Genomic DNA, 26,901 nt, shown 5'->3' on the forward strand with positions numbered 1-26,901 from the left:
TTTTAGTTAGTTCATAACTGTTAGTAGTTGTTCAATCGATTTCCGTGGACGTGGGGTGGGAATCATATCGGGGTAGCCAACGTGCAGACTACCGACGATTTTTTCACCAGGATTTACGCCTAAAGCTTCACGGAACTCTGTGCTGTGAATCATGCCGTATGTTTCCCAAATCATTCCGATTCCTTGTTCCCAGGCAAGCAGGCTGAAGTTCTGAATCAGGGCACTTGTAGCTGCATAATCTTCTTCGCGAGTCATCGGATTTGGGTTTTCGTCCATTACAACCGCGACAAACATTGGAACATCTTTTAGTTTATTATATCCGCGCTGTCCAGCTTCTTTTTTCTTTTCCGGATCCTTTTCCTTGCCTGCCATAAAAGCACGGGTTGCTTCAGCCAGTTTTAAACGGCTATCACCCTGCACGACGATGAAGCGCCACGGCTGGGTCATTTTGTGATTAGGTGCCCATGTCGACGTTTCCAATAAGGATTGAATGGTATCAAGGGGAACAGGAATGTCCTTAAATCGTTTAATACTGCGCCGTTCTTTAATGATTTGTTCAAGTTTCATGTTCATCCTGCTCCTTTTATCTATATATGTACGTTTATTAGTTTTCAAAAAAAATAATCCCCGGCTGCCTAATATGCTTTCAACGTGAATAAAATGACTTGAATAAAGAGGGGGCAATATTCTAGTGACTTGCATTCGCTACTAAGCATATAATTTTTACTAGGCACAGAGAAGCCGGGGCGACATTGTATCTATGTACAATATCAAAAGGGTACGATAATAGATTATCGTATTTACTTATCAAATTTCAGAGATCGATAATGAAATTGAAAATCATTATCAATTAGAATTTTCTCTTATTTCCTGTTATTTGTCAAGCGTATTTCTAAAAAAATTTCAAGTTATTTACCAATCCTATTAATTATTTCAAAATCTTTTATAAATTCTGTATAAAAATGTATAATGAAAAGATAAAAATGCTATCTACATATGAAGAATTGAAGGGTGTCATAGATGAAAAAACTGTTCTCATTTCTAAGGCCATACCGACTCTTGATTACTCTCGCTTTATTTTTAATGATTGTTGAGCTCGGTGTTGAACTGTTACAACCGCTATTTATTGCAAAAATAATTGATGATGGTATTTTACAGAAAGATCTATCAGTAGTGATTAAGTGGGGAAGCATTATGGTGGGACTTTCTATTTTTTCATTTCTTGGAGGAATCGTTAATTCGTTTACAGCATCTCATGTGAGTCAGAGTTTTGGCCATGATGTCAGGAAAAGCCTTTTTGGAAAAATTCAGGCGTTTTCTTTTGCTAATTTGAATAACATTCCGACCTCATCTTTGATTACAAGGATGACGAATGACGTGACTCAGCTTCAAAATACGGTTTTCATGGGTCTGCGTATCATGGCAAGAGCTCCATTAATTGTACTTGGCGGCGCGATCATGGCGATTACGGTCAATTTGAAACTGTCTCTTGTGTTAGTCATTTCGATTCCCATTCTTGTGTTCTTTCTAGGCTGGGTTATGAAACGAGCGGCTAAACTATTTAAACTCGTCCAGAAAAAGCTCGATAATGTTAATAGCGTCATGCGGGAAAATCTGATAGGCATGCGCTTAATTAAAGCTTTTCTTCGTAAGGAGCATGAAATCAAACGATTTGACGAGGCGAATGACGAGTTGAAAAGAAAGACTGTAACTTCCCTTCGTTTAATTGAAACAACGATGCCGGTGCTGATGCTGGTTATGAATTTGGCCATCCTGGTCATTCTTTGGCTTGGAAGCGAATTTATTGCAACAGGAGATATACAGGTCGGGGAAGTGGTGGCGATTGTTAACTATGCAACGAGGATTGCGGCATCACTTTCAGTTTTTTCGTGGCTGATCATGGTCATTTCACGAGCAAAGGCTTCAGCCGAACGCGTGACTGAAATATTTGAAACCCCCATAGATCTTGATGAAGGTAAGATGGAGAGTCAGAGTGGGGCCGTTAAAGCAGGAAGCATCGAGTTTCAGGATGTATCATTCCGTTATCCTGGAAGTGGTACACCGGTATTGAAAAATTTGAGCTTCACTGTTGAAGCGGGAGAATCGCTTGCTATTATCGGAGCGACAGGCTCAGGGAAAACCTCCTTATTTCAGCTAATTCCAAGATTGTACGAAGTTGAAAGCGGATCCATTTTTATAGACAGCCAAGATGTGAAAAATATTCCCTTGGATTCCCTTAGAAAAAGGATTGGCTATGTACCGCAAGAAGCCTTGCTTTTTTCAGGATCCATAAAGAATAACATTGCTTGGGGGAAAGAAAACGCTACGATGGAAGAGCTTATGACAGCAGCCCAGCATGCTCAGGTTCACGAGACCGTGATGAAACTGCCAAAACAATATGAAACGCAGTTAGGGCAAAAAGGAGTGAATCTGTCAGGTGGGCAAAAACAGCGGTTATCGATTGCGAGGGCATTGGTGCGTAGACCGAAGATTCTTTTGCTGGATGACAGTACAAGTGCCCTGGATTTAAAAACAGAAAGTAAACTGCTTAATGCTTTAAAGTCCTATACATGTACGACACTTATCATTACACAAAAAATTAGTACAGCCATGGAGGCAGATAAAATTTTATTACTTGAAAATGGTGAAATGCTTGCGGAAGGAAAACATGAAGAGTTGATCAAAACAAGTACTCTTTATCGAAAAATCGTTCACTCACAGTTTGGGGAGGAGGGGATTTCACTTGAGTCGAAAAATATCTCCCGCTAATGCAAAGTCAAAACCATCCAACTCATGGAATACGATAAAACGAATAATCCCCTATTTAGCAACGAATAAAGGTCTGCTATTCTATGTCCTGCTTATGGTACTAATAAGCTCGGTATTGGGATTACTCGGACCCTTTCTTGTTGGGATGGCCATAGACGATTATATTGTCACCAAGGATAGCGGAGGGCTAATAAACCTGTTGTTCGGGCTTCTTGCGGTCTATATTTTCTATTCACTTTCGATGTGGTTGCAGAATTATTGGATGATCGGGATTGCGCAGGATACGGTGTATGTGATGCGCAATCAATTGTTTAAAAAGCTTCATCAGTTGTCGATCCCCTTTTTTGACCGCCGTCAGCATGGGGAATTGATGAGTCGGGTAACGAATGATATTGAAAATGTCAGTTCTACTTTGAATAGTTCTGTGATTCAGGTTTTTTCAAGTATACTGACATTGGTAGGAACAATAGGAGTGATGCTGTATTTGAGCCCATTGCTAACGCTTCTTACTCTCTTTATCGTTCCTCTTATGTTCTTCGGGTTGAGATGGATCACAAACCGGACAGGAAAGCTTTTTAAAGAACAGCAGAAAAATCTTGGTGAACTGAACGGGTTTATCGAGGAGACAATTTCCGGACAGCGGATCGTGAAGGCTTTTTCACAGGAAGATAAAGTTATCAGCGATTTTATTACCCGGAGTGAAAACTTAAAGAAAGCTGGGTTTTTATCGCAATCTTATTCAGGGCTGATTCCAAAGCTAATGAATTTACTGAACAACTTAAGCTTTACGGTAATTGCTGCTGTCGGTGGATTTTTGGCACTGAGTGGCGTTGGTACGGTTTCCATCGGGGTCATTGTCATTTTCACCGAGTACTCAAGGCAATTCACCCGGCCATTAAATGACCTAGCTAACCAATTTAATACGCTGCTTTCGGCTGTTGCTGGTGCTGAGCGTGTATTTGCCATTCTTGATGAAAAAGAAGAGGAAATGGATGAGAAACAGGCCGGTGAACTTCGGAATGTCTGTGGTGAGGTGGACTTTGAAGGAGTTTCCTTTTCATATAATGAAGAAGATCAAACAATACATGATGTCAGTTTTCATGCTGAAAAAGGAGAAACCATCGCTCTTGTGGGGCCTACGGGGGCAGGTAAAACGACAATCATTAATCTGCTTGCCCGTTTTTATGAACCAAACAGTGGTCGGATTTTGATCGACGGCCAGGATATCCGGCAGGTAACGAGAGCCAGCCTCCGTAAGCATATGGGATTTGTTTTACAGGATTCTTTTTTATTTCAGGGGACCATTCTTGAAAATATCCGCTACGGACGATTAGAGGCGGGGGATGAAGAAGTTGTGGATGCAGCCAAGCTTGCAAATGCCCATTCCTTTATCATGAAGCTTCCAGATCAATATGATACCATTTTGAATCAGGATGGCAGTGGAATCAGTCAGGGGCAGCGCCAGCTTCTATCGATTGCAAGAGCGATTTTAGCAGATCCCGTTCTATTAATCTTAGATGAAGCGACAAGCAGTATAGATACGATTACCGAACTGAAAATCCAGGAAGCGTTACACCGATTGATGGAGGGAAGAACGAGTTTTGTCATTGCTCATCGATTGAATACGATTCAGCAAAGTGACCAAATTCTGGTACTTGATGAAGGAAGAATCATTGAAAAAGGTTCTCATAATGAGCTTTTGCAGCAGCGAGGATTTTATTCCGAACTTTATCGCAGCTCATTAAAGGAAAATCAGACCGGATGAAAAAAATGTGTGCCGCTGGGCGCACATTTTTGCGTTGGTACTGTAAAGTCAAAACCCTATCCCTAGGAATTGCATTCGATTTCATTTAATGATGCAATTGCTTCGTCTAAAAAAGCAAGGAGCTCTGCCTTTACCGGGTACAAGCCTGCGGAAGAAGAGTCAGTCTCCGATTAACGCACATCCCAGAATTTCTCTTCTAGTTCTTTGTTTCCCTCGAAAATCAACTCAGACAAATGTAAGTCTTCAGCAATCAGCCTTCCTTCCTCTGAATCAGCAGGAATGCCTTTGTTCATGGTTAATTCAATGCGTTTGATGAGGTTAATCCATTGCTTCGCTTGGATACATAAAGATTAGTTAACGGAATAGCTGTGGTATTGACGGCCATTTCGTGAAAGTGCCTACAAATCAGGAAGAAAGACGGTATATTCCATAAAAGTGGTTATAAATCCATTACAAATTGACTAATTGACTATTGCTAAGAAACCTTTTAATGACATATAATTCTGAATATATACAAAATTCTTTAAATTCGTTTGGTTAAGGGGGAAGTATGGAAGCATATTGCCATATGAAATGAAGACTTTTTATAGTAATTAATAATTTTAATAGATAGGAGATGAAAAAATGAAAACGCTTAAATCAGTCATTCTTTGGGGGATTATATCGGCGGTTGGTGCAGTAAGTTTTGGTTTCGTTGCTTTAAACCGAGGAGAAAGTATTAATGCCATGTGGATAGTCACTGCAGCTCTCTGTGTATATTCGGTTGCGTATCGCTTTTATAGTAAATTTATCGCACAGAAAGTGTTTGAGCTAGATGACAATCGTCAGACTCCATCAGAAGCAAATAATGATGGAAAAGACTACGTCCCTACAAATAAATGGGTGTTGTTTGGTCACCATTTTGCAGCAATTGCTGGAGCTGGTCCGCTTGTAGGACCGATCCTTGCTGCACAGATGGGATATTTGCCGGGAACACTTTGGCTTGTAGTTGGAGTTGTTTTAGCCGGAGCGGTACAAGATTTTATTATACTCTTCGGTTCGATGCGCCGTAACGGCAAATCGCTTGGTGAGATGATTAAAGAGGAAATTGGACCTATTACAGGTTTGATTGCAATGGTGGGGATTCTTGGTATCATGATTATATTATTAGCGGTACTTGCCCTTGTAGTCGTAAAAGCCTTAGTTGGCAGTCCTTGGGGGATGTTTACGATCGCTTCAACCATCCCGATTGCAGTCCTTATGGGCGTCTACATGAGATATATCCGGCCTGGTCGGGTTGGTGAAGGTTCAATTATTGGTATTATCTTATTGATGCTTGCTTTATATTTCGGTCGATTTGTATCCGAAAGCGCGACATTGGCGCCAATGTTTACGTTCAGTGGTGAAACAATCGCCATCATGTTGATCGTATACGGATTTGTTGCTTCTGTTCTGCCGGTATGGATGCTATTGGCACCACGTGATTATTTAAGTACATTCTTGAAAATCGGAACGATCATCGGGCTTGCGCTTGGTATCTTTATCGTCATGCCAAGCCTTGAAATGCCTGCTGTCACTCAGTTTATTGATGGAACAGGACCTGTTTTCTCAGGGAATCTATTTCCGTTCTTGTTCATCACGATTGCTTGTGGAGCAGTGTCGGGATTCCATGCACTTGTTTCTTCCGGTACAACGCCTAAAATGATTGAACGTGAATCTCATTCGCGTCCAATAGGATACGGAGCTATGCTGACTGAATCCTTTGTTGCCATCATGGCGATGATAGCAGCCTGCGTACTGACACCAGGGATTTACTTTGCGATTAATAGCCCAGGTGCAGTTGTTGGAACGGAGCCAGCTCAGGTAGCAGCGACGATTTCCGATTGGGGATTCATTTTGACACCAGAGATGATTACTGGTCTGGCAGATGATGTAGGAGAAGAAACGATCTTATCCCGTACTGGAGGAGCACCGACCTTTGCAATTGGAATGGCTCATATCTTCTCGCAGGTGGTTGGTGGTGCTTCACTGATGGCGTTCTGGTACCATTTCGCGATCCTGTTTGAGGCACTGTTCATCTTAACGACCATTGATGCTGGAACAAGGGTAGGACGTTTTATGATTCAAGATATTCTCGGAACCTTTTATAAGCCATTTGCACAGACGAGTAAATGGCTGCCAAACATCATTGCGACGGCCATTTGTGTACTTGGTTGGGGTTATTTCCTTTATCAAGGAGTTATTGATCCTCTTGGTGGAATAAATACACTTTGGCCGTTGTTTGGTATTGCAAATCAGATGCTTGCAGCCATTGCATTGCTGCTTGGTACAACTGTCCTTTTCAAAATGGGCAAAAAAGCGTACACATGGGTTACGCTTGTACCGACTGTATTCTTATTGATTGTAACCATGACGGCAGGTTGGCAAAAGCTATTCCATGAAAACCCGGCGATTGGCTTTTTGGCGCATAAGGACAAATTTAAAGCCGCCTATGATAAAGGGGAGGTTCTTGCCCCGGCAGCTAACTTAGCCGAAATGAAACGAGTTATCATCAATGATTATGTGGATGCAGCCCTTTGTGCCATCTTCATGATTGTTGTCATCACTGTCCTGATTTCAGCCATAAGATTATGGATCAAGGTCTTGAAAAATCAAAAAATAGATTTACATGAATCACCTTATGTATCAAGGTCATAAGGGAGGGAAGACAATGTTGAAAAGATTAACAAAGATTCTTAGCTTCAGAAAGCAGTTTGTAAGTTTGCTTGTCGGCGTACCTAGTTATGAAACTTATGTAGACCATATGAAGGTCCACCATCCTAAAGATCCAGTAAAAACTAGGAAAGAATTTTTCTGTGAAGCGCAGGATGAACGGTATAATGCTAAAGGTGGTAAAGTGTCTCGTTGCTGTTAACTAATTATATTTTTGAAGGGCCCTCGATTTGAGGGTCCTTTTTTTGGTTCGTTTTTTTACGTGGGAAATAAGTAGGGATGGGTTATAAGAACATTAGACTAAAAAAATTTCTTTTGAAATGGTATTAAGGCAAAATTCTTTAGATTTCCGGTTATTTATTCAAATTTGATGTTATAAAATCTAACATTCTTTTTATAAAATATAAAAATAAAGTTGAATTATTAGAAAATTAAGTATATGATAAAAAAAAAAACACATTAATGTTAAATAACATAACATATATAAAAAAAGGGGGAAACAAAATGCAAATGGCAGATTCGGTTTTTATGTTTTTGGCAACAATGATGGTTTGGCTAATGACACCAGGGATTGCCTTATTTTATGGTGGGATGGTAAAAAGTAAAAACGTCCTGAATACAGCAATGCATAGTTATATGCCACTGGCCGTCATTTCTATTCTTTGGGTACTAGTTGGATATTCATTATCATTTTCACCAGGAAATACACTCCTTGGCGGTCTGGATTGGGTTGGTTTAAAAGATGTAGGCTTCGAACCAGGTCCATACAGTGAAACAATTCCTCATAGTTTATTCATGTTATTCCAAATGACCTTTGCTGTATTAACCGTTTCAATCATTGCAGGAGGTATTGCAGAGCGGATGAAGTTTTCCGCATTCTTAATTTTTACCATTCTTTGGTCTCTATTCGTATACGCTCCTGTTGCTCACTGGGTATGGGGAGGCGGCTGGTTAGCTGAACTCGGTACTCTTGATTTTGCTGGTGGTAACGTTGTTCATATTTCTTCTGGGGTTGCAGGTCTGGTTTTAGCGATCATGTTAGGTAAAAGGAAAGAATCAAGTAACAGTGCACCACATAATCTTCCATTAACATTCCTTGGCGGATCATTAATATGGTTCGGTTGGTACGGCTTCAATGTTGGAAGCGCACTGACAATTAATGCGGTAGCAATGAATGTATTCGTGAATACAGCTGTTGCAGCAGCTGCAGGTATCCTTGGTTGGTTAATTGTTGAGTATATGGCGAATAAAAAAGCAACATTGCTAGGTGCAGTATCTGGAGCGATTTCGGGGTTAGTTGCTATTACACCAGCGTGTGGATTCGTAACACCAGCATCTTCCATCATTATCGGTGTCGTTGGTGGAGCAGTATGCTTCTGGGGTGTATTCTTCCTGAAAAATAAACTAGGATACGACGATGCCTTAGATGCTTTCGGTTTACATGGCATCGGTGGAACTTGGGGTGGAATCGCGACAGGATTATTTGCTACTACTTCTGTAAACGAAGGTGGAGCTAATGGTTTATTCTACGGAGATTTCAACTTGCTTTGGAAGCAGATTATAGCCATCGTTGCAACGTATATATTCGTGGCCGTGGTCACTTATATCATTGCAAAAGTAATAAATCTTTTCGTTCCATTGCGTGTAAGTGAAGAAGATGAGTCAATGGGGCTTGATCTTACACTTCACGGCGAAAAAGCCTATCACGAATCAATTTAAATGGAGGTGGATCATATGTCTGAGGTTATAACGAAAATTGAAATCATTACACGTCCTATTAAGTTTGAACAATTGAAAACAGAGCTTGCAAAAATAGGGGTAAGCGGAATAACTGTATCGGAAGTAAAAGGAACAGGACTTCAGAAAAGTTATGTGGAAACGTATCGCGGTCGAAATCGGGAAATGTCGTTACATGATCGGATGAAAATCGAGATTGTTGTTTGTGAAGTTCCAGTTCAGGATGTTGTGGATGTGGCAAGGAAATTTTTGAGCACAGGGAAACCTGGTGACGGCAAAATCTTCATTTATGAATTAGCGAATGTCGTGAATATCCGAACAGGTAAAGAAGGACAGGATGCTTTAAAAAACGAGAACTAGAAGGATTAATTAATCCAACATTATGTGCCGAATTCAGCAGATTAGAGAAAGGAGCTAAATATGGGGAGACTGGTCCGAATTGTTAATGCAAAAAAACAAAAGATTGTTAATACACTCATATCAGAGAATGTATATCAACCTGCTGACCGACCCTTTTTATTAGAATTACCATTGAAAAATTTAGAAGAAATTTTATCACTTCGAATAAAATCCTCGTTTCAAAATCAGAGTTATAAAAAATAACATTTTGCAGCCGTTTCTTCTATATAAAGAAGAACGGTTTTTTTATGTTTTTACTGCATTTCATCGGCAATTAATTTTAAAAGTTTATAGCTTGGAAATGATTTTTATTATATAAGGGAACTTTTTTTTATCTCCCATAGAAATCGATGAGTATTCCTACTATAATGAATATGGACAAAAATTTAAATCCAATTTATTTGCTTTTTTTTACGCTTTTAGCTTAGTTAATTCAATTTTTCTTTATTTTGCGAAAAATAACTTCAAAAAAATTGTAAGTCTTCCATAAATAATGAAGTAGGTTCGAGAATGCCCTGTTTATAGTGAGGGGAATTTATAAATATGTTCTTTTATGAGGTGAGGGGAAATGGATCAATTTACGGTCGAGTCCGTTTTAAATATCATCAGGGAATTTGTTCCGCAGGATGCTTCAATCTCTGTGGCTGACTCGAAAAAATACATTTATTACCAACCGAGCAAGCAGGTTGACTTAGGAATTAAACCAGGAGATTTAATAAGTGAAAAAACAGCTACTTATAAAGCGTTGAGTGTCCGAAAAAAAATTGGTGTACAAGTTGAAAGTAATGTATTTGGCGTACCTTATTATGGTTTGAGCGTACCAATAATGGACGAGGGTAATCCGTTAGGGGCAGTAACAGCCATTTTGCCGTCAAAGCAGTTAATACTACCGACTTCATTTTTAACAATCAAAACGGATGACCACTGGATACCACTTCCATATGACGAAATTATGTATTTAGAAGCGCAAAATAGGAAAACTAAAATTCAGTCCGAACGCGTGAATGGATTTCATAAAATGAACTTAAGTGAATTGGAGTTTATTTTACCAAATGATTTGTTCATTAGGGTTCATCGTTCGTACATCGTCAATATTAATTATATTCAAGAGATTCTTCCTGATTTTCACTCTACATTTTTACTGGTAATGAAGGATCAGTCTAAAATCCAAGTTAGTCAAACATATGCCAGTCAATTCAGAAGAGCTCTAGGATTTTAGTGTTTCTCCTTTATGTGATAAAAATGCTGGTTTGTGCTCTATTTAAGGCTTTTCATTCGAAAACGAATGTGACAATTACACGGGCTTGATAAAATTAAGTGTAAGAAAAGCGAAAATGGGGGTCTTTTGTATGAACGAAAGCGTTTTCAAAAAAATTCGCAACGAACAATTTAAGGGGAAAGTTGTTACAGCGGAAGAAGCAGCTTCTTGGATTAAAGATGGGATGAAACTTGGTATGAGTGGATTCACTCGTGCTGGTGATGCTAAAGTTATCCCGATGGCTCTAGTTGAAAGAGCTAAAACTGAAAAATTTAAAGTTGACGTTTATACTGGTGCTTCATTAGGGCCAGAAGTCGACCAACATATGGCGGAAGCTGGTATCATTAACAAACGCTTACCGTTCCAAGCAGATAAAGGCATTCGTAATAAAATAAATGCTGATGAAGTCACTTATGTGGATCAGCATTTATCTCATACAGCTGAACAAGTTCGTCAAGGCATTGTCGGACCTATCGATTTTGCAATCATCGAAGCATTGGCTATTACAGAAGAAGGATTAATCATCCCAACAACTTCTGTAGGTAACTCAGCCATCTTCGTTCAAGAAGCTAAAAATGTAATTATTGAATTAAACGTGTCTCATCCAGAAGGATTAGAAGGCATGCATGATATTTATACACCCGCTAAACAAGGTGAGCGCCAACCAATTCCAATGACTAGCGCAAGCGATCGTCTTGGATCAATTGGTATTCCGGTTGACCCTGAAAAAGTTAGAGGGATTGTGGTTTCTACAGATCTTGATGCACCTTCTACAATCGTGCCACCAGACGAAGAAACAGCAACAATTGCCAATCACCTTATTAACTTCCTTCGTGAAGAAATCAAGGCTGGCCGTTTAACTGAAAACCTTGCTCCGCTTCAATCTGGTGTAGGTTCAGTAGCAAACGCAGTATTCGCTGGTTTCCTTGACTCTGAATTTAAAGATTTAGAAGTGTATTCTGAAGTATTACAAGATGCAGTATTCGATTTAATTGATGCTGGAAAAGTAAAATTTGCTTCAGGTTGCTCGATTACATTAGCTGAAGAAAAAGGAAAACAAGTTTACGGTGAGCTTGATAAATACCGTGATAAACTCGTTCTTCGTCCACAAGAAATATCTAACCATCCTGAAATCATCCGTCGTCTTGGTTTGATTTCAATCAATACTGCGTTAGAGTGCGATATTTACGGAAACGTAAATTCTACACATGTTTCTGGTACAAGAATGATGAATGGTATCGGTGGATCAGGAGACTTTGCTCGTAACTCACGCCTAGGTATTTTTGTAACGAAATCATATGCTAAAGGCGGCAAAATTTCTAGTATCGTTCCTTTCGTTTCTCACGTGGACCACACTGAGCACGATGTGGATGTACTAGTGACAGAGCAAGGTATTGCTGATTTACGTGGTCTAGCACCAAAAGAACGCGTAGAATTAATCATCGAAAACTGTGCACACCCGGATTACCGTCCGCAACTTCGTGCATACTTTACTGAAGCAGTTGCTCAAACTGGTGGACATCAAACTCCACATATTCTTGAAAAAGCATTCTCTTGGCATACAAACCTTGCTAAAAACGGTACAATGCTTGAAGCTGCTCTTCAAGATCAAAAATAAGATTTATGACCACCCCGCTATTATAGCGGGGTTTTTTTAGGGGTTCAGCATATAGCGCTGAGCCTTTTTTTATGTGTATTTACTGTAGCATGTCATTGGATAGTGATTCTAAGAGTCATTGATCGAATTCAAATGACCCGTTTTCATTGTATATTTTCTTTTTGTATTATTTGCAATATATTAACTGGTTTTTAGATTTTAATAAATAATAAATCATGCTTATGTATCCAAAAGAGCGGGAATTGTATCATAAGATTTTTTTAGATTATTTTTGTATATAATTATACGTTCAGGTTATAGAAGTATGGTAAACTGCTAACAATGAAGGATTATCATACATAGAATTTTACATTATATATGTCGTTTCCTTAGAATTAGGGAGTAATATAGAATGGTTATATTGGAGGAGATAATTTGTTCAAGACAAAACTGCATTTTTGGACGTTAGAGCTATTATTATTGTCTTTACTTTTTTATGTTGGTACAAAGATTTCTTTTCTTTTTGAGCCAATTGTGATTTTTACCTCAACTTTGTTCTTTCCAATCTTGATTTCAGGTTTCCTCTTCTTTTTGTTCAACCCAACTGTTGACTTTTTAGTTAAAAGGAGAATGCCAAGGGGATTGGCGATTTTATTGCTTTACGTATTTTTCCTTGGATTGATTAGTTTGTTGGTCGGCCTAGTGGGCCCATCACTTTCTAGACAGGTCACAGATTTAGTCAATAACCTCCCGGATTATTTCAATCAAGTAAGAAAGTTCATTGAAGATTCAGCTGAGTCAAAATGGTTTTTGTGGACTGTGGAACAAGATTATGTCCCTTTGCAAGAAGTAGGAGATTCGCTTCAAAAATATTTGACGAATTTACCGAGTAATATAACGAATAGTTTGTCTTCGGTTTTCAGTGTAGTGACGAATATTACGTTAGTTGTCGTGACGGTTCCTTTCATCCTATTTTATATGCTGAAAGATGGGGATAAGCTTCCAAGTTCCATCATGAAATTCGTACCCGTTCGTTACAGAAAACCAGCTTTAACGGTACTTAAGGAAACGGGAGAGACGCTTGCTACTTATATTCAAGGACAGATGCTAGTTTGCATGTTTGTCGGAATTGGAACGTTCATTGGATATTTAATCATTGGTTTGCCTTATGCGTTCTTATTTGGACTGATTGGTGCGGTAACCAATATCATTCCATATGTAGGTCCGTTTATCGGAGCGGCTCCTGCGGTCATTGTGGCGTTGATTCATTCACCGACCGAAGCGTTATTGGTCATTCTTGTTGTAACGATTATTCAGCAACTGGATGGTAATGTTATTTCGCCGTTAGTCATCGGGAAGAAATTGAACACACATCCGCTAACCATCATCATCCTTTTACTCGTTGCCGGAAACCTTGCCGGTATCATCGGAATGATTTTGGCCGTTCCGACTTATTCCGTTGTTAAAACGATTGTATTGAATATCGTAAAGTTCATCAGGATTCGGAAAGAGGAAAAGCTTGAAGAAGATATATTAGAATGAAAAATGGGACCAACTCAAAAGAGTTGGTCCCGTTTTTCCTTTTTAAGAAAGGTTCCCCAATAATCGAGGGTACTTGAACATATTACAAACCTAAAGAAATATATTTTACTTCTAAGAACTCTTCAATGCCCTGGTGTCCACCTTCGCGGCCGAGTCCACTTTGCTTGAAGCCACCAAATGGAGCCTGTGGAACGGAGGGAAGTCCGTCGTTTAAGCCGACAATTCCGAATTCTAGCGCTTCAGTAGCTTTGATGCCTTTGGTGATATTTTCGGTAAACACGTATGCAGCTAATCCGAAAATGGAGTCATTTGCACGCCTAATAGCTTCTTCATCCGTCTTAAAGGAGGCGATGGGAGCTAATGGACCGAATGTTTCTTCCTTCATACAGAGCATGCTGTCATCGATGTTGGAAAGAATTGTTGGCTCTAGGAAAAGCCCGCCGATTGATTTTCCACCAGCTTCGAGTTTAGCTCCGCTACTGATTGCTTCATCAATTTGTTTTTGAACCTTATCCACCGCATCTTGGTCAATAAGTGGACCAATGTCGACGCCTTCTTCTAGCCCGTTGCCTACCTTAAGTTCGTTGACTTTGGCCACAAGTTTTTCGATAAAGGTTTCTTGAATGGATTCGTGAACATAAATACGGTTTGAACAGACACATGTTTGTCCAGCATTACGGAATTTAGAACTGATAATGCCATCGACCGCTTTATTAATATCAGCATCTTCAAAGACGATGGCAGGCGCGTGTCCGCCAAGTTCAAGTGAGACTTTTTTTACTGTATCGGCGGAGCCCCTCATTAAGGTTTTACCGACTTCTGTTGAACCGGTGAATGTCAATTTACGGACACGTGTATCTTTAAGCCAGGTTTCACCGATTTCTGATGATTTCCCTGTCACGACATTGATGACACCTTTTGGAATACCAGCCTCTTCTGCTAATTCTGCCATTTTTAAAGCTGTAATAGGAGTCAGGTTGGCCGGCTTAATGACGACCGTACAGCCGACAGCAAGGGCAGGTGCCACTTTTCTTGTAATCATTGCTGCTGGGAAGTTCCATGGTGTAATGACGGCTACCACTCCGACTGGCTGTTTAGTCACGAAAAGTCGCTTATTAGACACAGAAGCAGGAATTGTTTCACCGTACACTCGTTTTCCTTCTTCGGCAAACCAAGATAAAAATCCATTAGCATAGGTCATTTCCCCAAGAGCCTCTTTTAAGGGTTTACCTTGTTCCTCTGTCATGATTCTAGCTAATTCTTCTTTATTATCTTCGATTAATCGATGCCATTTCCAAATTAAATCGGCGCGTTCATAGACTGAGAGAGCTGCCCAACCTGTAAAGGCCTCATAAGCAGCATCGGCAGCCTTGGCCGCTTCAGCTGCACCACCTTTAGGTACGGTGGCAACGACTTCATCCGTTGCCGGGTTTTTCACTTCAATTTTATCCAGTCCAAAATCTGACCACTCACCGTTAATAAATAATCCGTAATCCTTCATGATAAAACCTCCTATTTTGGTTAAATCCATCAAACTACTTAAAAACCTTTTACCTTTATACCAATACCTGTTATATAAAATTATAAACACTTTTTGGAGATTCTGAAATTTATTTGATTGGCTATTTTTTGGAGCCATTGTATTAAAGTGAAGAAAGGGGAGAAGACATAGGGAAATAGGATAAAAATCGGGAAGGTTTTTAAAATAATAGATTATCAAAAAAAGAGGTGCAAGTTGCGCACCTCTTTTTTAATAGTTTATTTTATTTTTCCGAGGAGACGGCTACTTCACCGACATTGTCGGAGAGAGCTTGATTTGGATTGAATTCGCCTTCTGATTTAGAGATGACTACAGTCGCAACACTGTTACCGATAAGATTAGTGATGGCACGCGCTTCGGACATGAAGCGGTCAACCCCTAATAGAAGAGCCATACCTTCAACTGGAATCATCGGGAATGCGGCTAATGTTGCAGCAAGTGTAATGAAACCAGATCCTGTTACACCTGCAGCCCCTTTAGATGTTAACATCAAGATTCCTAGAAGGGTTAATTCCTGCCAGATGCTTAAATCGATACCATATGCTTGAGCGATGAAAATCGCTGCCATGGATAAGTAAATGGATGTGCCATCAAGGTTAAAAGAATAACCAGTTGGGACGACCAAACCGACTACGGATTTTGAACAACCGTATTTTTCTAGTTTTTTCATTACGCTTGGAAGAGCAGATTCCGATGAAGATGTTCCTAATACCAATAAGATCTCTTCTTTTAAATAGGCAATGAATTTGAAAATATTAAAACCGTAGATTTTTGCGATTGAACCAAGGATAAGAATAATGAATAGGGCCATCGTGATGTATACGCTACCCATTAACTGTCCAAGAGAACTTAGAGAACTAAGACCGAACTTACCGATTGTGTAAGCCATGGCCCCAAACGCTGCCAATGGAGATACTTTCATAATCATACCAACGATGCCGAAGAAAATATCAGCAATATGCTGAAGGAAGGAGACGACGGGTTGTACTTTTGGTCCCATCGCAGCCATTGATAATCCGAATAATACAGCAAAGAATAAAATAGGGAGCAAGTCGCCACCAGCCATTGCAGCAACTGCATTATCTGGAATGATGTTAGAAATGAAGGCAACTGCGCCATGTTCCGTTTCGGAAGCGGCTGTTGTATATTGTGATACATCTCCGCCTTCGACTGAATCAATGTTGAAACCTTTACCAGGTCCTAACAGATTAACTACGATAATTCCGATAGCAAGGGCGAAGGTGGTAACGATTTCAAAATATAGCAGGGCCTTTCCGCCGATACGGCCAACCTTCTTCATATCGCCCATGCCGCCAATTCCGATTACGACCGTTAAGAAGATGATTGGTGCAATGACCATTTTAATCATTTTAATAAATAAATCAGCTAATATCTTCAGCTGTTCACCGAAAGTAGGGAAGAAGAAACCGACTGTAATACCTAGAATAATACCGATGATGACCTGAACGGTTAGATTTTTTAATATTTTCAAGGTGCATTCTCCTTTGTTATATGATAGCGCTTTCTTAACTTAACTTTAGTGTAACAGAAGGAAGAGTCAGAATATTCTTTTGGTGATATTGTTCTTTTTGGTCTTTTTGGTCTTGATGATAGTTTAGTAGCTGAAGGGAAAGAAGGAATTTGAAGTAATATTGAATTCATTAAAGATCTACTCTGAAAAGCCGCAAAAAAAGTACCGGTGTAGTACCGGTACTTGAGAAAATCAATTTTCAAACGGTTTTATGAGTCCATAAAGGGTTTCAATAACGGGAAGTTTTAAATTGACCCTTTCAGCTAGACGCAGTGCACCACCTTGTAAATGCTCTACTTCAAGGGTTTGGCCTTTTCTAAGGTCTTGATGCATGGAAGAGGTTGATTCGTCCGGTAAACCTGCCATGTTTTCTAGTGCCTGAGCAACATTCTGTTCTGTTATTCCAACGTTATAAGCATTTGCAAGTTTCTTCATTTCAATAAGGACATGTTCTAGTAACCTATTAGTTTCCGGGAATCTCCGTATTGTGCCAATAGGGAGGTTGGAAGCGGTTGTTACACCGGAGAAAGCGGTAATGAACATATATTTAATCCACATCCTGATTAAAATGTTTTCTGTTCTGCTTGCCCCCATGATAGCTGAACGGACTGCCTGTTCAAATTCGTCGCAAATCTTTGTTTGTGAGGGATGAAGCGGGCCAAAGATTAAATCGTGATTCTTATTGGAGTGAATTACATGGCCCTTTTCGTTTAGGGTAGCGATAATGAAGGCGCTTCCCCCTATGACGGCTGCTTCACTTAGTTCGTCTTGCAAAATGGAGATATGTTCTATTCCATTCAAAAGCGGAAGGATCTTCGCGCCTTTTTCAACAAGCAGCTTCAAGTCAGGGATGGTCCCCTGCAAGTGCTGGCCTTTTACGGCAAGAATCACTAGATCAACTTGTTCTATTTTCTTTACATCTTCTATGATATGTAGCTCGTTAAAATCATAGTTTCCATGAGGACTAGTTATTCTTAGGCCATTTTCTTTCAATTGTTGGGCACGTTTTTTTCGGACAAGGTATTGAACATGCTGTCCGGCCTGTTGTAACCTTCCACCAAAGTAGGAACCTAGTGCACCAGCCCCAATAATGACAATATTCAAAGTGCGCACCTCTCTTTTAATTAGGATGTCCTAATCATAACATCGACTGAATTTTCAGTAAATGTTATGTGGAATAATAAGGTTGTATTCTTAAACTATGTATTTACGAACACAGCCAAAAGATACAAAAGCTGTGTAGTTTAAAAATCGGAGGCTGATGAAAAAAAGAAAGCGATTCCATTTTTTCCTTGACTAACTTGTATATACAAGTTAGTCTATCAATAACAAACATGTATATACAAATTTAGGGAAGAGACGAACAATAAATGTTAAGGGGAGGGATTGTTATGGCAAAGGAATATAGTCAGATAGTGGAAGGAATCGTCAAAGGAGTAGGAGGAAAAGAGAATATCCAGTCTGCAACGCATTGTGTTACAAGGCTTCGGTTTGCATTGAAAGATGAAACGAAAGTGGATAAGGAGGCACTCGATAAAATCGATGTGGTGAAGGGGGCCTTTTCCGCTAATGGTCAATTTCAGGTCGTGATCGGGCAGGGGACGGTAAACAAGGTATATGCGGAAATGGTCGAAGCCACAGGAATTGGGATTGCTACGAAGGAAGAAACGAAATCAGTTGCTGAAAGTAATTTAAATCCACTTCAAAGGGCGGTTAAGGCGTTAGCTGATATCTTTATCCCAATCCTTCCTGCAATCGTGACGGCTGGTTTATTATTGGGAATCAATAATATCCTGACTGGGACAGGTATCTTTTTTGAAAAAAAATCCCTTGTCCAAGTCTATACCCAGTGGAGTGATTTTGCCGATATCATTAACCTAATAGCCAACACGGCCTTCACATTCCTCCCGGCACTTGTCGGTTGGTCAGCCGTGAAGCGATTTGGTGGTAATCCATTGCTTGGAATTATTCTAGGATTGATGCTGGTTCATCCAAGCTTATTAAATGCTTGGGATTATCCAAAAGCAAAGGCAGCTGGCGATATTGGTATGTGGAATTTATTTGGCCTTCAGATTGAAAAAGTAGGCTACCAGGGTCAGGTGCTCCCTATTTTAGTAGCTTCCTATGTACTGGCGAAAATCGAAGTGTTTTTGAATAAACGGGTTGCCGATTCCTTTCAATTGCTGGTAGTCGCACCGATATCATTACTAATCACTGGTTTTCTGGCCTTCATCGTCATCGGACCAGTGACTTTTACGATTGGAAACTGGATCACTTCCTTATTCGTTGGAATATTCGACATGGCGCCTGTTATAGGAGGGCTGCTATATGGTGCATTATATGCTCCGCTGGTTATTACTGGGATGCATCATACCTTCCTAGCGGTTGACTTTCAGCTCATCGGTTCGATTGGAAGTACCTTCCTGTGGCCGATTCTTGCACTTTCGAATATTGCCCAAGGTGCATCGGCACTTGCCATGATGTTTCTGGCGAAAAATGATGAAAAACTGCGAGGACTGTCGCTGACGTCATCGATCTCAGCATTTCTTGGTGTAACTGAACCAGCTATGTTCGGGGTAAATCTGCGTTATCGTTTTCCGTTTTATTCAGCAATGATCGGTTCGGCACTTGGTGCTGTCTATATTATGCTAAATGCTGTCACATCACCCTCTATCGGTGTTGGCGGAATACCAGCAATTTTCTCGATTTTTCCAAATAAATGGATTTCATTTAGCATCGGCATGGTCATAGCAATTATCGTCCCCTTTTTTCTTACTTTTTTCCTGGGGAAATCAAAAAAATATACTCTAAATAGTAAAAAGATTACAAGAATTGAAGACCATAGCGTCTAAGTTTAATAAAAGAAAGGACGTGACATGATGAAGGAATGGTGGAGAAAAGCGACTGTTTATCAAATCTATCCGAAGAGCTTTAATGATACGACCGGAAATGGCATCGGTGATATTAAGGGAATTATTGAAAAGCTTGCTTATTTAAACGAGCTCGGAGTGGATGTTATCTGGCTTACACCGATTTACAAATCACCTCAAAAAGATAATGGCTATGATATTAGTGATTATTATTCAATTGATGAAGAATATGGATCGATGAGGGATTTTGAAGACCTGGTAGCTGCAGCTCATGAACACGGAATTAGAATCATCATGGATCTTGTCGTAAATCACACCTCGACTGAGCATGAATGGTTTAAACGAGCATTAGAAAGTGATGATTCTCGATTCCGCGATTTTTATATTTGGAGGGATCCGATAGACGGTCATGAACCGAACAATTGGCTTTCTAAGTTTGGCGGATCAGCCTGGAAGCTGGATGAAAAATCCGGTAAGTATTATTTGCATCTTTTTGATGAAACTCAGGCTGATTTAAATTGGGAAAACCCTCAGGTTAGGCAGGAAATTTATAAACTGATGCATTATTGGTTTGAAAAAGGGATCGATGGCTTTCGGCTTGATGTAATCAATCTCATTTCTAAGAATCAGCAATTTCCCAATGACGACGGTACACTTGCGCCTGGTGACGGCAGAAAATTTTATACGGATGGGCCGCGCGTACATGAATTTTTGCATGAGATGAACCAAAGTGTACTTTCCAATTATGACAGCATGACAGTCGGGGAGATGTCTTCGACGACGATTGAGGATTGTATCTCCTATTCGTCTCCTAAGCGGAATGAACTGAGTATGACGTTTAACTTCCATCATTTAAAAGTGGATTACCCAAACGGAGAAAAATGGGCGGTTGGCGAATTTGATTTTCTATCTCTTAAGCAGATTCTTTCAAAGTGGCAGATGGAGATGCATCAGGGTGGGGGTTGGAATGCACTATTTTGGTCCAATCATGATCAACCCCGAATTGTCTCACGCTATGGAGATGATGCGTTATATCATCAAGAATCGGCGAAAATGTTGGCAACAACGATTCATATGATGCAGGGGACACCATTCATTTATCAGGGCGAAGAGTTTGGGATGACAAATCCGAATTTTGACAGAATCGAGCAGTACCGGGATGTAGAAACATTGAATTATTTTCGAAATATGAAGAAGCAGGGGATGTCAGAGCAGGAGATTTATTGTATATTACAGCATAAGTCACGAGACAACTCGAGAACGCCTGTACAGTGGAATGAATTGAAGGAGGCGGGTTTTACGAAAGGGACCCCATGGATTCCAGTGGCAGAAAACTATCGGGATGTTAATGCAGCACAAGCATTGAATGATCAGGATTCAATTTTCTACCATTACCAGAAACTAATCCAGCTTCGCAAAGAATATGAAATAATAACGAGCGGTGATTATAAAATAATTCAGTCAGAACATCCTGAGTTATTTATCTATGTCCGTAGCTACCGAGACGAACAGCTTCTTGTGGTTAATAATTTTTATGCAAAAGATACAAAATTAATTCTGCCTGCGGAACTTCTGAATAATGAATCTGAGACTATACTCATCGGAAATTATTCTCAGTCATTGCCTCTATGTCGCAAAATGGAAATTAGACCTTATGAATCCATCGTTTATCATTTGAAAAAGAAATGGTAAAATACTTTGGGTGATAATTAATGAAAAATAAATTTATGAAGATATATGAAAATATTTCAAAACAAATACTTGATGGACGTCTAATCGCGGGGGATATGCTGCCGTCTGAAAATGAATTGGCTGAAAGTCATTCTGCGTCAAGGGAAACGATTAGGAAGGCACTGAAGATGCTGTCGGAAGATGGGTACATCCACAAAGTCCAGGGTAAAGGATCAATTGTTCTGGAAATGAAGCGACTTGACTTCCCAGTTTCCGGACTTGTCAGCTTCAAGGAGTTAACCCAAAAAATGGGCGAGAGGGCGAAAACATATGTTGAAACCTTCGAGAAGATTAATCCGAGTCCTGCCTTGCAGGAAGCATTAAAGCAAACAGAAGATGAACTAGTATGGAAAGTCATCCGTGTTCGTGAAATTGATGGAGAACGAATTATCCTGGATAAAGATTTCCTTGCAGAGAAGTATGTCCCTCTTCTGACCATAGACATTTGCCGGAAATCCATTTACGAATATTTGGAAGAAGATTTGGGTCTTTCAATTGGCTTTGCCAAAAAAGAAATCACGATTGAGGAGCCAACAAAGGAAGATCGGAAACTACTCGATCTTGAAGGTTTTCACAGCATAGTCGTTGTCAAAAGTCACGTTTACCTTGATAATGCTAGTTTATTTCAATTCACCGAATCCCGTCACCGTCCTGATAAATTTCGATTCGTCGATTTCGCAAGAAGAAAATGAGAACATTACAAGAAGGTGCCTCATACGTAGGCGCCTTTTTTGGTTTCCTTAGGCATTACCAATATTATTCAGCAAAATATAAAGAAACCTATAGTTTAGTAGTTGGTAGAGCATGAAAAAACAAAAAAACAGCCTGAAATCTATCAGGCTGTTTTTTGTTAATTATATACTTTAACTTTTACCGTTTTTCTACCCCAATTAATTGCTTTTGTATGAGAAGAGTAGAAGACGTCAATTTTATTCCCTTTGATTGCGCCGCCTTTATCTGCCGCAATGGCATCCCCGTATCCTTCTACATGAACTTTTGTTCCTAGTGGAATGACCTTAGGGTCGACTGAGATCGCTTTTGCGTTAGGGTTTTTCTTTAAGTTAAGACCCGATGCTGTAATACCGCTGCAACCTTTGCAGTTCGCAGTGTAAGCTGTAGCCTTCACGGTGATCGTTTTATATTTCTTGGATGATGACGTTTTAGCTTTAGCCTTAGGTTTAGCAGAGGTCGAAGTCTTCTTGACCTTTAAAACTTGTTTTGGATGGATGTTATCTTTTTTTAGGTTGTTCCAACTTTTGAGTTGATTGACTGTTATATTATGTTTATTGGCGATACTCCATAGTGAGTCGCCGCTTTTAACTTTGTATGTAGTAGTAGCAGCCGATGAAACTCCGGAAAAACTAAATACCAGGAAGAAAGCAGTGAAAATTGGAAGTAGTATTTTTTTCAAATGAATAGTCTCCTTTGTTTTAAATCGTAGACTTAGAATAACAGTTATATATGACAATAATGTTTCGCTGGAATAGTAATTGTGTTACAAAAGCGTTTCTGCTGATAAACAATTGTAATATAAACTGAGTAAAAAGAACTAATCATTTAAATGTTCCAATATTATGTATTTTGTCAATATAATAGATTTTTTGTTTAATACCCTTGATATAATGGCATAATTTGTTTAAAAAAATAAAATATGGTTGTGTTTTTTTAGGTTTAAAGGCCTGTATTTTTTGTAAAAAAGCAACACATAAAGAGTTGAATTCTTCTTTCTTTTTAGTGGATAGCGTCATCAATTCTTATTCACTTGTGAAATGAAGTTCGTAGTTTTTGAGGTTTTCTATTATTTGCGGGTTTTTCAATGATTTCACTATCATCTCTTCATCTAGTAAAAAAAGTTTTTCGTTGTAATAATAGACGCATGAAAAAGCCGACAGCTAAGGAATGTCGGCTTGTAACATGAAATAAATTAAGATAAAACGAATTCAGAAGCAAAATCGACGAGCATTTGTTGATAAACAGCAACAGATTCGAGACTTATACATTCCCTGTCGCCATGCCAGTTCTCACCTTTTGGGCCAAACTCAATAGCCGGGATATCATATGCCGCAAAAAAGACAGTATCAGCGGAGCCATGTTGTCCAAAAATGATAGCTTCCTGATTGGTGTTCTTTTCAATAATTGGACGAAGAAGAGTGATGAATGGGTCATTCTCTTCGGTTTTTACTGGCTTGCTGTACATGTTTATATGGATATTATTCCCTGTCACGCTTTCAATCTGTGCAATAATCTCTTCCATGGTTTGGGTAGGGAGATAACGGATATCAAGACTGAGTAAGCAGGCATCCGGTACCTTATTATAGACATCTCCACCTTTTATTTTAGCCAAATTAAGTGAGGGGGATGTGTAAAGTGGAGAATTTTCCCGAGTAAAGGGAAGTTCTTTAATTTTTTGATAGAGATCATACGCCTTTTCAATAGCATTCACTCCTTCCCATGGCCGGCTTCCATGTGCGGATTTACCTGATACTTCAATATCCAGATGAAGGGCTCCCTTGGCCTGCAGGCCGATCCCTAACTGCGTCGGCTCTGCACAGATTACAAAGTCCCCTCTATACCCATGCTTCGCTAAATATCCAGAACAGTTCAAACCGCCAATTTCTTCATCTGATACGATTTGGAGCTGGATTTTCAAACCTAAGTCTCTATCTTTTAGTTCTGAAAATGCACACATCATGCCTGCAATCCCCGCTTTCATATCAGCTGCCCCACGTCCATATAATTTCCCTTCATGAATCTCAGGGAAAAATTGATCCGGCGTCCCGCTGACAACATCGACATGGCCATTCCAAATCACGGTTTTTTCTCCACTGCCAATTTCGCTTACAAGCATTTTGTACCCGTTATTTACTATTACATTCACGGTAAGTCCTTGCTTGCTAAGCCATTCCGCACAGTATTCAACTGCTTCGTTGGCTCCTTCTTTTGATGAACTGTCAATAGATACTAAATCTTTAAGTAACTCGATGAGCAAATAGAAAACCTCCTAAAAATATGCATACTATAATTATATATACCCTTATTAAGAAAGGGTTAAATCAAAAATATTTTCCTATTAAAAAACGTTTATTCTTTTCATTTCTCAGGGTATGTAAAGGGGGAGCGACAATTTACATTCTTTAAGGAGGATGATAGATATGGATAAACGTATAATTGGTGTATATGAAACTGGAGAAGAGGCCATTAAGGCAGTTGAGGCTTTGCAAGCTCAAGGATATAATCGTGAAGATATTTCAGTCGTAGCGAAAGATAAAGAAGAATTAAGGACAGTGAATGAAGAAACGGGTACAAAAGTTGAAGAAGGGCTTGCTGCTGGTGCAGCGACCGGAGGCATCTTGGGCGGTGCAGCTGGTTTATTAGCAGGAGTAGGGGCGTTAGCGATTCCTGGAATTGGACCTGTATTAGCGGCTGGACCACTCGCTGCTACATTGGCTGGTGCAGCCGTGGGAGCTGGAACAGGCGGCCTGGCCGGCACATTAATTGGTCTAGGTATACCTGAAGAAGAGGCAAATCGATATGAAACAGATGTGAAGATTGGCAAGCTACTTGTGTTAGTTGATGCAGATGCGAGAAAAGCCCATTCTTCCTACTCAGGTATTACAGAAACGGATGAAACGCTTACTAAAAGTAGACCGCTTTAATAAATTTGGATAAAAAGGGACGGATCCTTAGGGTCCGTCCCTTTTTTGTTAGAAATGTCGACACCGAGCACACCGATCAATTTATCTCCATAATAAACGGCTTTGGCTGCGGTAATGACAAGTGTGTTCGTTGCTCCTTAAGCACTTCAAATTTTTAAAATGGTTTCAATAGATATTTCGGCATGTTTTTACTTTTTTGAAGCTTTTAGTTGGAATATTCTTGTAACTATTAATAATGTTGTTAGGTATCTTTATCAGAGCAGATTACAGATGGAAGAGAGGGGGGAATATAGATGAAATAAAAAAAGAGCGGACTGTCATAGTCAACTCTTCCGTTCTTTAACCTTATTCGACTTGAATATTTTGCGTTCGGCAAGTATACCATGTGTAAAACTCGTCAGCATATTCAACTGATACGTCTTGAAGCTTTGTATGATGCACTGGTTTGGAGCGGTTAACAGTTTCAATTGAGGCAAGACCAAAGAGTTTTTGTAATTTCGAACGTTCTACTTCAATTTGAATGACTTTGCTTCTTTTTGTAATAAACAGTGACGTTTCTAAACTTCCCGATTTGAACTGAATAATCTCGTTATTTAACAAATAACGACTATTTTTGTAATCTAATATTCGCAATGTGTAAATAAGGGCGAGTAAGATCACTGATACATACCATATGGCCGGTTTAAAATAATAGATTGCCACGGTCGTAAGGATCCAGAAAAGGCTGGGCCGCAACATTCGTACTTTGAACGCTTGTTTCGATAAGCGTTCCATCGAACGTTCCACTTTGTAAGTAGGTAAAATCTCTTCTATCATCGCATACGCACGGTCAACCGATAAAAACGGATAGAGAGTATTTGTTTCTAGTTCTTTATCGCCTGTACTTCCTGCGCTTATCAGTTTTACTTCCGCTAAACCAAGCATTCTTTTAATGAGTGATTGGGTGATCTCGACTGCTTGTACTTTTTCTTTCTGAATCGAAAAAGCAGATTCGTCAAGTACACCTTTCTTAATATACACGCGTTCATGGTCTGATGATATTTCATACTTTCCAAATTTAACGAACGTGGAAATAATTCCGAATGCAACGGCTATACAAATAATGCCGATGAGGGCTATGGTTACAATCCACCATGTATCTAATAACGTTGCAAGCAACCCTTCGGCATTTTCCATATTGAAAAAATCATCGAGTGTATTATAAATAGTAGCGACAATCGGTATAAGCGCCAGGAAGCTGAGTGATGTAAAGGAGGCTTTCAGCACATCCTGTTTGGTAGGTGTAAAATGAATCGTCTTTTCAGAAACTGATTCAAAAATTTCCAGGGTATCCTCTTCAGTACCATCGACTTCGATAACAGAAAGTTCTTGTATCAACGATAATTCCTGTTCAAGTCGTTTGGCCTCTTTTTGAGAAATAACCTCAAATGGTACAGAACCTTGATCATCAGTCATCCCGGTTTCAAATGTTAATGAAGTTAAGTTGAAAAGTTTGTGGAATAGAGTTGTACGTCGCTGTACGTTTTGTACTTTAAGAAACGGAACTGTTCGAAACGACTTGGAGATAAGCCCTGATGTAATATGAACGGTTCCTTCTTTAATTTGGTATTTATATGTATACCATTGAAGGATAACTGAAATAACTCGCCATACCAAGTAAACTAGAAACCCGATTTGGAGCACCTTCATATATGTCTTTTCAGTACCGAAGTTTAGTACATAAAGCATGATAATAAAAAACAAGTTCCCTTTCATTACTTTCCCTAATTCGAAAGGGATTTTGAACGGGTGTAACCGTTTTGCATGTTCTTCCAT

General features: G+C 39.5%; 20 protein-coding genes. 13 read left to right on the top strand and 7 right to left on the bottom strand.

Annotation, left to right across the window (positions count from 1 at the left end; all coding sequences use genetic code 11):
* Positions 1-6 precede the first annotated feature (6 nt).
* Positions 7-567: a nitroreductase family protein gene (locus AKG34_RS00605; RefSeq protein WP_053344308.1), complete on the bottom strand. Its 561-nt coding sequence runs from the start codon at positions 565-567 to the stop codon at positions 7-9.
* Between the two features lie 453 nt (positions 568-1,020).
* Between AKG34_RS00605 and AKG34_RS00610 the strand changes: the two genes are divergently transcribed.
* The 9 genes from AKG34_RS00610 (at position 1,021) to AKG34_RS00655 (ending at position 13,758) form a co-directional block, all read left to right on the top strand.
* Positions 1,021-2,769: an ABC transporter ATP-binding protein gene (locus tag AKG34_RS00610; RefSeq protein ID WP_053344309.1), complete on the top strand. Its 1,749-nt coding sequence runs from the start codon at positions 1,021-1,023 to the stop codon at positions 2,767-2,769.
* Positions 2,744-4,534: an ABC transporter ATP-binding protein gene (locus tag AKG34_RS00615; protein ID WP_053344310.1), complete on the top strand. Its 1,791-nt coding sequence runs from the start codon at positions 2,744-2,746 to the stop codon at positions 4,532-4,534. Before AKG34_RS00610 ends, AKG34_RS00615 begins: the two co-directional genes overlap by 26 nt.
* 624 nt (positions 4,535-5,158) lie before the next feature.
* Positions 5,159-7,210, top strand: a complete 2,052-nt coding sequence (locus AKG34_RS00620; RefSeq protein WP_053344311.1) for a carbon starvation CstA family protein — start codon at positions 5,159-5,161, stop codon at positions 7,208-7,210.
* A gap of 13 nt (positions 7,211-7,223) precedes the next feature.
* Positions 7,224-7,427: a YbdD/YjiX family protein gene (locus AKG34_RS00625; protein ID WP_053344312.1), complete on the top strand. Its 204-nt coding sequence runs from the start codon at positions 7,224-7,226 to the stop codon at positions 7,425-7,427.
* A gap of 302 nt (positions 7,428-7,729) precedes the next feature.
* Positions 7,730-8,944 carry an ammonium transporter gene (locus AKG34_RS00630; protein WP_053344313.1) on the top strand — a complete coding sequence of 405 codons (1,215 nt, stop codon included), beginning with the start codon at positions 7,730-7,732 and terminating at the stop codon, positions 8,942-8,944.
* A gap of 15 nt (positions 8,945-8,959) precedes the next feature.
* Positions 8,960-9,322: a P-II family nitrogen regulator gene (locus AKG34_RS00635; RefSeq protein WP_053344314.1), complete on the top strand. Its 363-nt coding sequence runs from the start codon at positions 8,960-8,962 to the stop codon at positions 9,320-9,322.
* 607 nt (positions 9,323-9,929) lie between these two features.
* A complete protein-coding gene (locus tag AKG34_RS00645) occupies positions 9,930-10,580 on the top strand; it encodes a LytTR family DNA-binding domain-containing protein (protein ID WP_053344316.1) in 651 nt (216 codons plus the stop codon).
* A gap of 130 nt (positions 10,581-10,710) precedes the next feature.
* Positions 10,711-12,237: a succinyl-CoA:acetate CoA-transferase ScpC gene (locus AKG34_RS00650; RefSeq protein ID WP_053344317.1), complete on the top strand. Its 1,527-nt coding sequence runs from the start codon at positions 10,711-10,713 to the stop codon at positions 12,235-12,237.
* Positions 12,238-12,651: 414 nt separating this feature from the next.
* Positions 12,652-13,758, top strand: a complete 1,107-nt coding sequence (locus tag AKG34_RS00655; protein WP_053344318.1) for an AI-2E family transporter — start codon at positions 12,652-12,654, stop codon at positions 13,756-13,758.
* Positions 13,759-13,840: 82 nt separating this feature from the next.
* Here the strand turns inward: AKG34_RS00655 and AKG34_RS00660 are convergent, their stop codons facing one another.
* The 3 genes from AKG34_RS00660 to AKG34_RS00670 form a co-directional block, all read right to left on the bottom strand.
* Positions 13,841-15,259 carry an NAD-dependent succinate-semialdehyde dehydrogenase gene (locus AKG34_RS00660; RefSeq protein ID WP_053344319.1) on the bottom strand — a complete coding sequence of 473 codons (1,419 nt, stop codon included), beginning with the start codon at positions 15,257-15,259 and terminating at the stop codon, positions 13,841-13,843.
* A gap of 262 nt (positions 15,260-15,521) precedes the next feature.
* Positions 15,522-16,790: a dicarboxylate/amino acid:cation symporter gene (locus AKG34_RS00665; protein ID WP_053344320.1), complete on the bottom strand. Its 1,269-nt coding sequence runs from the start codon at positions 16,788-16,790 to the stop codon at positions 15,522-15,524.
* A gap of 231 nt (positions 16,791-17,021) precedes the next feature.
* A complete protein-coding gene (locus tag AKG34_RS00670; RefSeq protein WP_330219135.1) occupies positions 17,022-17,942 on the bottom strand; it encodes a ketopantoate reductase family protein in 921 nt (306 codons plus the stop codon).
* 278 nt (positions 17,943-18,220) lie between these two features.
* Between AKG34_RS00670 and treP the strand changes: the two genes are divergently transcribed.
* From treP to treR, 3 genes are read left to right on the top strand one after another with little or no spacing between them, the layout of a single operon-like run.
* On the top strand, positions 18,221-19,681 hold the full coding sequence (gene treP, locus AKG34_RS00675) for a PTS system trehalose-specific EIIBC component (protein ID WP_053344322.1): 1,461 nt from the start codon (positions 18,221-18,223) through the stop codon (positions 19,679-19,681).
* A gap of 24 nt (positions 19,682-19,705) precedes the next feature.
* Positions 19,706-21,391 carry an alpha,alpha-phosphotrehalase gene (gene treC / locus AKG34_RS00680; protein WP_053344323.1) on the top strand — a complete coding sequence of 562 codons (1,686 nt, stop codon included), beginning with the start codon at positions 19,706-19,708 and terminating at the stop codon, positions 21,389-21,391.
* A gap of 20 nt (positions 21,392-21,411) precedes the next feature.
* Positions 21,412-22,122 carry a trehalose operon repressor gene (gene treR / locus AKG34_RS00685; protein WP_053344324.1) on the top strand — a complete coding sequence of 237 codons (711 nt, stop codon included), beginning with the start codon at positions 21,412-21,414 and terminating at the stop codon, positions 22,120-22,122.
* A gap of 158 nt (positions 22,123-22,280) precedes the next feature.
* Here treR and AKG34_RS00690 read toward each other — a convergent pair whose 3' ends face one another.
* Positions 22,281-22,841: a 3D domain-containing protein gene (locus tag AKG34_RS00690; RefSeq protein ID WP_053344325.1), complete on the bottom strand. Its 561-nt coding sequence runs from the start codon at positions 22,839-22,841 to the stop codon at positions 22,281-22,283.
* A gap of 513 nt (positions 22,842-23,354) precedes the next feature.
* Positions 23,355-24,419, bottom strand: coding sequence for a M20 family metallopeptidase (locus tag AKG34_RS00700; RefSeq protein WP_053344327.1), 1,065 nt, complete (start codon positions 24,417-24,419; stop codon positions 23,355-23,357).
* A gap of 163 nt (positions 24,420-24,582) precedes the next feature.
* On the opposite strand from AKG34_RS00700, the gene AKG34_RS00705 reads away from it, so the two are divergent.
* Entirely contained in the window at positions 24,583-25,086 is a 504-nt protein-coding gene (locus tag AKG34_RS00705; protein WP_053344328.1) for a general stress protein, read from the top strand.
* A 345-nt stretch (positions 25,087-25,431) separates the two neighbouring features.
* Here the strand turns inward: AKG34_RS00705 and AKG34_RS00710 are convergent, their stop codons facing one another.
* Positions 25,432-26,901, bottom strand: a complete 1,470-nt coding sequence (locus AKG34_RS00710) for a PH domain-containing protein (protein ID WP_053344329.1) — start codon at positions 26,899-26,901, stop codon at positions 25,432-25,434.

The sequence above is a fragment of the Peribacillus butanolivorans genome, from assembly GCF_001273755.1.
Lineage (GTDB): Bacteria > Bacillota > Bacilli > Bacillales > DSM-1321 > Peribacillus > Peribacillus butanolivorans.